Here is an 8,176-nt window from a genome sequence, read left to right as displayed (position 1 = left end):
TGCAACAGGCTCCTGAAGTGCAACAGGCCCCTGAAGTGCAACAGGCTCCTGAAGTGCAACAGGCTCCTGAAGTGCAACAGGCCCCTGAAGTGCAACAAGCGCCTGAAGTGCAACAAGCCCCTCAACTTCAAGCGGCACCACAAGCGCCTGAAACCCCTGAAATTCAGCAAACGCCTCATTTGCAGCAAGCACCAGAGATGCAACAGAATCCCGAAATTCAATCCACTTCAGAAATTCAGCAAAATCCTTGAGATATCGGGTTGGATTTTTTATTGGTCAATGTGAGAATAATGTGCGCGATACTCAGATTGTTATCTTAAGTTTCATTGGATATGTCTGATATTCTGGTAGAGATTTTAAGGGGCAGATGGAAGTAATGACAATTCATCCGAATACGCCCATGTTATCCAATTACCAGTGGCAAGATAATAGATTCCACAGTGAACGGGGTGATTCGATTGTTGGGATAAAAGACGCGCGTATTCATTGACTTGCAGGTGGTGTTTTGTATGTACGGATTTATCGTCACTTCCCGTTTTAAAATCAATAACCCAACGCGTACCATTGTCCACAAAAGTACGGTCGATAATGCGGGTGATTGCCGTCTGCTCCCTAAGACGTACGTCATGTCGAACGTAGTGAGACATCTCCTCATACAAAGGAGATCCCTCATTACGTTCGGGATGACGGTTGTCTTTTTTGATGTTTGCCACAGTGTGGGTGGGATACTCAGAGATAAGTAGCTCATATTCATTCGCTTCATCTTTATGAGCCTTTATTAACCATTGTCCGATGGGATCTGCAAATAATTGTTTTAGCTGGTGTTTTAAATTTTCACAGGTTGTATGTAATTCTTCGTCTGTAAAACCCATTGATTTAAAACGACGAACTACCAAATCCCAAGGTAATTCTTCAAAAGTTGATGGGTGATAACTACAAATCCATTGTAATAATTCATGGGCTACAATTCCGATTTGACGTGCCTCGGTTGCATAATGAATGACTGTAGTTTTCCCTTCTTGCAGCGGGGAGGTTGGTAAATTTTCATAAAACCAGAGAGGTAACTGCTGGCGCAAAGGAAGCGGGGATTCTTGAGGTTTTATTGACTCTGCTTCATTGGTTACAAACTCCTGATTCTTCAGAAGATAACGAAATGTACCCTTCGTATCTTTTTCGCGGTTATCAAACAGATAAAGACGTTTTTTAGCGCGGGTAGCAGCAACATACAGTAAACGTTGTAATTCGTAACCGTCTTTTTCAGCGTCCAGCTTGCCAAGATAGCTATAAAGGGGGCATTCTTCTCGGTAAGCTGCTTTGATAGGTGAAACCAATAACAAATCATCCCTCTCTGAACTTGGCAGTTTGAACCAACGAAATAAAGGTTGATCCCTGTTAGGTGCTTTGGCACTTAATCCTGGTAAAATAACACAATCAAACTCTAAACCTTTCGATTTATGAATAGTCATAACCTGCAAACGGGAAGTGGTTGTACGTTGCGAATATAATTTATTAAATTCCACTTTAAACTGCTCTAAGTTGGGAAATTGTTCTTTCGCAGTAAAGCGTTCCAGTAGCTGCCAAAATTGTTCAAGATCTTCTTGTTCTTTTCCACTTAGAATATGTTGGCCATGCAGCTGCTTGAATGTTGAGCTAATCCAATCCACCAGAGTGTCTTGCTGTCGTGAGTAAAGAGCATTCTTGATAACCTGATACACAAATTTGAGTCTGGCACAGGTATTTTTCTCAAAGGGTAACTCGTCAACATGTGAAAGAAGTTCATAAATGGATTTATTTTTATCCCGATTTGCAATGAAATGTAATTCTTCAAGAGGTAAGCCACAAAAAGGGCTTCTTAACAAAGCTAGCCACGCTAGTCTATTTGCAGGTAGTAGCAAAACTTGGGTAAGGGTCCATAGATCACGAAGGTGTGGAAGTTGTGATAGACAATCGATTTCAACCCCCTGGAAAGGAAGGTTCCTTTCACGCAATAAACGGGTAATATCGCTAAGCTGATTGCGAGAACGTACGAGAATCGCAATATCTTGTTCCGTGTTCTTTTGCAGTTCGGCACTAACACAATTAACTACCGCTTCGGCTTCTTTTATGCGGTTAGAAAATTGATAGGCTTTGATAAAACTTTCCTCATCCGTAGAAATCACAGGTGAAGCAGGATGAAAAGAAATTGCTCCGGATTCAATATCATCCAGCTTGGGAAAAATGGATTGAAATTGCTGATTTACCCAGTTAACAATAATGGGTGTTGAGCGGAAATTACTGCACAATTCCAACGATTCTAATGGTACTGGCCCAATGCCTTCTTGTTTTGCTTTTAAGAAAAGACCTACTTCTGCCTGGCGGAAACGATAAATGGATTGCATGGGATCGCCAACCACAAAAAGGGTTTTACCATCGCCAGATTGCCAACCATTTAGCAATTTTATCAGTAAATGAAATTGCTGGATGGAAGTGTCTTGAAATTCATCAATTAAAAAATGATGAATCACATTATCAAAATACAAGCTTAGATCAGTAGGTTGGTCTTCATCACCTAAAGCAAACAAAGCCTGTTGGGAAATTGCACTAAAATCTACTTCATTGTTTTCTGAGAAGATTAACTGCAGATGCCCAACCAGTAAAGGCAGTAGGGTAAATAAAGCCTGCAAAACTTGCCATTGTTCGGCATCGTAATGAGGAGGTGGTAAATCTTTAATACGCACCAATGCTTCCAGAAATTCTGACTCCATGCTTAATTCGACTAGCAGGGCTCTACTTGCAGTTTTTAAATCATCATATTGTTTATCGTCACAAACACCACGCTTAAGGCCGACGTGATGATCAAAGCCCTGGCGCAAGGTGTTTTGGGAGGTTAGTAACAACGCTGTTAAACCGAGAGCAATTTCTCGATCGAGCTCTTCGTATTTATGCCAATTCTGCAAGACAAAACGAGGCGACTTACAATCATTTTCAATTGTCGCCAATTGACGGGCGAGGGTACATAATTGACTGCGGCATGTCAGGGGCACCGACTCTTTAAACCGCATGAGTTCGTGTTGCTCAATGAGTTTTAGCATGTCTTCAAAAGAAGACTGGTCTTGTTCTCGTGCGATGTATAAAGTGGAGAGCCATTGATCGCGATTTGCCAATAAGCCGCTAAATAAATTCAACAGCTTATCCTGGCGGTTATCAAGATGTTTCAATAATTTCTTAAGAGGAAGATGCAACCGATTATCAGCCAGGGCATAGGCCAAACAAGCCCGTGCTGCCGCCTCATAATGCATTTGTGGATTTTCGGTCACTTGTGCATAAGGGATCTGTTTTTCTAACAGAGGAATGGCTTGGCAAATTGCTTGGCATAACGAATCAATGGTCATGATGCGCAAGCGGTTTGGTTGTTGCAGTATGCGCCAATTCAATTGCTGACTTCGTGCCAAGGCCTCTCTTGCATAGAGGAAAGTTTCCTGTTGGTGAGATGACCCTGGGACTTTTTCCATAGCGGCATTCTTTAATGCCAATAAAATACGTTCCCGCATTTCATTAGCTGCTTTGCGCGTAAATGTTAACGCTACAATTTGTTCTGGTGCAGAAACAACACTCAATAACCTCAAATAACGTTGTGTAAGTATTTCTGTTTTCCCAGATCCTGCAGGTGCTTGAACAATAAATGACCTGCAGGGATCAGTTGCCTGTAGTCGTTGTTGACTATCTTGAAGCATCGTTTAATCCATCGTAATTTCTTGTGCTGGCGCCCTAAGGTTGTAATGGGAACTCATACAATGGCCATAGGCGCCAGTGCTGGCTATCAAAATCACATCATTTTCATAGGTTTCAGGAAATAAGCGATCATAACCTAACGTGTCCCCTGATTCACAAATAGGCCCCACGACATGTGCAAAGCCAGTTTTCTCATGATTTAACCGACTTAAATTAACAATCTCATGGTAGGCACCGTAAAGTGAAGGGCGTAGCAAAGAATTCATACCTGTTTCAATACCGATAAAGCGTACTTTTCCTTTCTCTTTGCACTGGGTGACTTTGGCAAGAATAACACCACTTTCGGCAACAAAAAAACGCCCCGGTTCTATCCAAAGTGACACTTGAGGATAGCTTGATTTAACAGCTGATAATGATTCATCCAGAGTGGTTAAATCCAAGGGTTGTTGCCCGGGTTTTTCGACTACCCCCAAACCGCCTCCCAAATTGATAATGTGGACATCAGAAAATTGACTGATAAGTGCTGTGAGCATTAAAGCGGTTTGTTGCCAAAGTTCTGGTGTCAGAATGCCGCTGCCGGAATGGGCATGTAAACCGATGACTTTTATTTGATGTTTTTCTATAAGTTCTTTCACTTGAGGCAAATCGGCTTGGGGGATGCCAAATTTGGATTCATTGCCACCCGTGCAAACATACTTGTGATGACCCGCACCGCAGCCAGAATCAATACGCAATAAAATGGATTGATTTTTAAAAAGTTCAGGCCAATTTTCTAAAGGGTAGAGATTATCAATTGTAAGGTAACAACCAGTAGATAAAGCAAATTCATATTCTTTTTTTGCTGCAAAATTCGGTGTAAATAGTACACGTTGTCTATCAATATCAGGAAACTGGGTTAGTACCTGTTGTAATTCTTCAATCGATACACATTCAAAGCCTATTCCTTTTCGATACAGGTTATTTAAAATATCAGGATGAGGGTTTGCCTTCATGGCATAATAGACTTGATCAACCGATTTTAACGCCAATAACTCATCGGCTTTTCGCGATTGTGTTTCCAAATGATACACATAGCAAGGTGATTGCGTTGCTGCCAAATCTAATAGTTTGTCTTTCTCCTTCTCCCACCAAGGTGTATTTTTTAAACCTGGGTTGCCGAATTCCTCCTGCCAGCTTTTAGAGTAATAAAAGCTTTGGGGATTATTATCAATCAACACATTATGAAGCTTTTGACACAGTTGATCGGCTTTCGATTCGTCAACTACGAATGTTAAATTCAAATCGTTGGATGCAAGCGACATTAAGTAAACCTGCTGAGCGTCAAACACTTCCAGGGTTGGACCTAGCTGCGGAAGAACTGTACGGATATGATGGCCAACTAGACTTACAGCGCTACAAGGCTCAATCAATTTTGCACGTCCAAAGCGATTTAAATCGGCAAGTAATGCTTCAAGGGCTTGCCTGTCATGCAATTTAGCATTGCTATCCAGCGAGAGAGTGATATTCGTCTCTGAAGAAGAGAGTAAGTCCACCGAAAACCCATGCTGCTTGAACGCAGCAAAAACATCCGCCAGGAAACCGACTTGCTGCCACATATGAATCGTGTCTATAGAAATTAAAATGATGCTGTGCTTCACCTGAATCGATTTAATAGGGGGGGCTTTGTCATCACTTTCCTGGGAAATACGCGTCCCAGAATGCGCGGGCATGCGCGTAAATTTAACTATCATAGGAATGCTCGCTTTACGAACAGGTGGTAAACAATTGGGATGCAATACTTTAGCACCCATTGAGGCAATTTCTTGTGCTTCGTCATAATTAAGCTGCTTTAATAGACGGGCATGAGGTAATAAGTGGGGATTTGCTGTATAGATACCTGGTACATCTGTCCAAATTTCACAAACCTTTGCTTGTAAAATTGCAGCTAACAGGGCTGCTGAGGTGTCAGAGCCGCCGCGACCTAGCAAGACAGTTTCTCCCTGAGGGTTGGCAGCAAAAAAACCTTGCGTAATAATTGCCTGAGCACCACTTGCTGCTAATTTATTGCTCAGTTCGATATTAGGCTCACTGTTGCACCGTGCTGCCAAATAATTAATGGCATCCCCACTGACAAAAGGAGTGGAAACTAAGGCTTCACGAACGTCAAACCATAGACATTTAATCCCTTGGTTGCACAAAAACGCATACCCCAGTCGGGTCATCATTATCTCACCCAGGCTTAGTATCTGGGCGCGTGTTTTGGGGGAGGCTTCTTTTAGAAGGGCAATCCCCGTAAGCCATTGCTGCAATTGTATTATTTCAGCATCAATAAGTTCAGAAGAAACCTGCAAGGCTTTTGCTAATTCTTGGTAACTTTCACGAATATCAGTTTCAATGCTTTGATGTTGATTAATAAGGGCTGCTTCGATCGCTTTTTCCAATTTATTAGAGATTTGGGTTAATGCTGAACAGACAAGAACAGGTTGCACATTATCAGCGATATGCTGTTTTGTAATTGCTGCAATATTTTCCCATGTTTGCAAAGAAGAAACACTGGTTCCACCAAATTTGGTAACGACTTGTTGCATAGCTATATCCGTGCAAAAAAAGAACACATTATCATGGAGTGGTTAGTTTTTACAAGCCAGTATTTCTATAAGGTAATAACTATCTTATGGGCGCTTAAATTCCAGTGAAAGAAAGTAAACATCACCATCTAAAAAAATACAGATTGATTGTGTTTTAATCCAAGGTAAATGCCTATAATCCAGGCGGTTTGACCCTTAGGGGAAGTTTTAGTGCCACATTCCAAATGCTGTTTTCATCGTAATATGAATGTAAACAAAAGATAATAAATTGTCATCATGCTCTCTTAGTGTTCATGTTGAATTTCTAATAGCTACTTTTTGATTATATGGAGAATTTTTTTGCTGTAGGCGTTTGAAATCATCTCTAATTCATTTATTATCATTTGGTTTGCAATGTATTGGGATGCATTTAACGTAAGGAGTGTGATGAGTATGCAAAAACCCATTAGAACATTAGTCAGCGCAGCTGTTGTTGCGTTGATGGCGGGTTCCGCCAGCGCAGGGAGCTTTTCCCTTTACACAGAAAGTAATGGATCTGCCGTGGGCAACTTTGCTGCCGGTATCGCTGCTGAAGCTGCAGATGCATCTACAGGTTGGTACAACCCAGCAGGACTTGCGTTAATACGTGAGCAACAATTCGTATTTGGCGGTGTAGGGGTATTTCCGGTTTCTGAATTAAGTGGAACAAGTACTTTTAGAACCACTGGTATTCCTTTTCCTTATGTCCAAACGTTTAGCGATCTGGATGGCGCTAAAAACGCTTTAGTACCGTCCTTGCACTATGCATTACCTTTAGGTGAAAGCGCCACTTTCGGTTTTAGTGTTGTCTCTCCTTTTGGGTTAAAAACCTTATGGAGTGAAAGAAGCCCAGTTCGTTATGCTGCTACATTAAGCGAGCTGCAAACGATTAATGCCTCTCCTGAAATTGGTGGTAAGATAAACGATAACATTGCGTTAGGAGCTGGTATTGATTTTCAATACGCGCGAGTTAAATTTAACCGGATGCTTGGTTCTCCTGCTTTAATGCAAGCTTTAGCCCTCTTTGGTGCGCCAGTTACCCCTAATATTCTGGATTCAGAAAGCTACAATAAAGGGGACTCTTTTGGTGTTGGTTTCCATGCGGGTGTATTGGGGATGTTTAATAATAACCATACACGCATTGGTTTAAATTACCAATCCGAGATGAGGCATAAGTTTCATGGTTTTAGCCGTTTAACTGGGCGATTGGCTTCTCCAGGAATTGATGTTACCGATCCTTTCTCGATATTGGCAGCTAATCCAAATGCGGTCGTTCGAACGGATACCTTATCGAGCAATAATATCAGTTTTCCAGATATCGTGACATTAAGTGGTTATCATGATGTGAATGAAAAACTGGCTCTTTTGGCCTCTGTAATATGGACTGGATGGTCAACCGTTAAGACGATTGAGCTTGATAATGCGGTTGCTTTTGCCCCAGCAGCGGGTCAGGTATTGGTTAATTCTGTTTCTACTGAAAATTACAGTGATGCCTGGCGTTTTGCGATTGGTGCCAACTACCGCTTTACTGATCAATTGATGCTTCGTGTGGGTGGTGGTTATGATGAGACACCAACCAATGATATTCACAGAAGCGTTCGTATCCCTGATGCAAGCCGTTGGGCTGTCGCTATCGGTGGGCATTATCAGTGGAGACCTAACATTGGTGTTGACGCAGGATATACCTATCTGTTTACTGATGAAGATCCTATTATCAATAGAACTGAAGTGCTTGGTACCAGTACTAATACGATTCAAGCTCGTGGCAACGCTCATGCCCATCTGGTGGGTGTTCAGCTTACTTGGGCTATCGATCAACCTGTTCCCGTTCCAACGAAGTAAAGTAAAAAGCCACGCTAAGCGTGGCTTTTTTTTAGCAT

Annotated in this window: 3 protein-coding genes and 1 pseudogene; 2 read left to right on the top strand and 2 right to left on the bottom strand. The window is 41.8% G+C overall.

The window, feature by feature from the left end:
* Positions 1 to 251: pseudogene (locus Ljam_RS02030) on the top strand (hypothetical protein); the annotation flags it as partial.
* 105 nt (positions 252 to 356) lie between these two features.
* Here the strand turns inward: Ljam_RS02030 and Ljam_RS02025 are convergent.
* Both Ljam_RS02025 and Ljam_RS02020 read right to left on the bottom strand, forming a co-directional pair.
* Positions 357 to 3,713 carry a UvrD-helicase domain-containing protein gene (locus Ljam_RS02025; protein ID WP_058448469.1) on the bottom strand — a complete coding sequence of 1,119 codons (3,357 nt, stop codon included), beginning with the start codon at positions 3,711 to 3,713 and terminating at the stop codon, positions 357 to 359.
* A 3-nt stretch (positions 3,714 to 3,716) separates the two neighbouring features.
* A complete protein-coding gene (locus tag Ljam_RS02020) occupies positions 3,717 to 6,278 on the bottom strand; it encodes a bifunctional aspartate kinase/diaminopimelate decarboxylase (RefSeq protein WP_058448468.1) in 2,562 nt (853 codons plus the stop codon).
* A gap of 423 nt (positions 6,279 to 6,701) precedes the next feature.
* Here Ljam_RS02020 and Ljam_RS02015 point away from each other — a divergent pair, with 423 nt between their 5' ends.
* Positions 6,702 to 8,138, top strand: a complete 1,437-nt coding sequence (locus Ljam_RS02015; RefSeq protein ID WP_162262905.1) for an OmpP1/FadL family transporter — start codon at positions 6,702 to 6,704, stop codon at positions 8,136 to 8,138.
* The last annotated feature ends 38 nt before the right edge of the window (positions 8,139 to 8,176 follow it).

The organism is Legionella jamestowniensis (assembly GCF_001467745.1).
Taxonomy (GTDB): Bacteria; Pseudomonadota; Gammaproteobacteria; order Legionellales; family Legionellaceae; genus Tatlockia; species Tatlockia jamestowniensis.
This window is presented reverse-complemented; position numbering and strand designations above follow the sequence as displayed.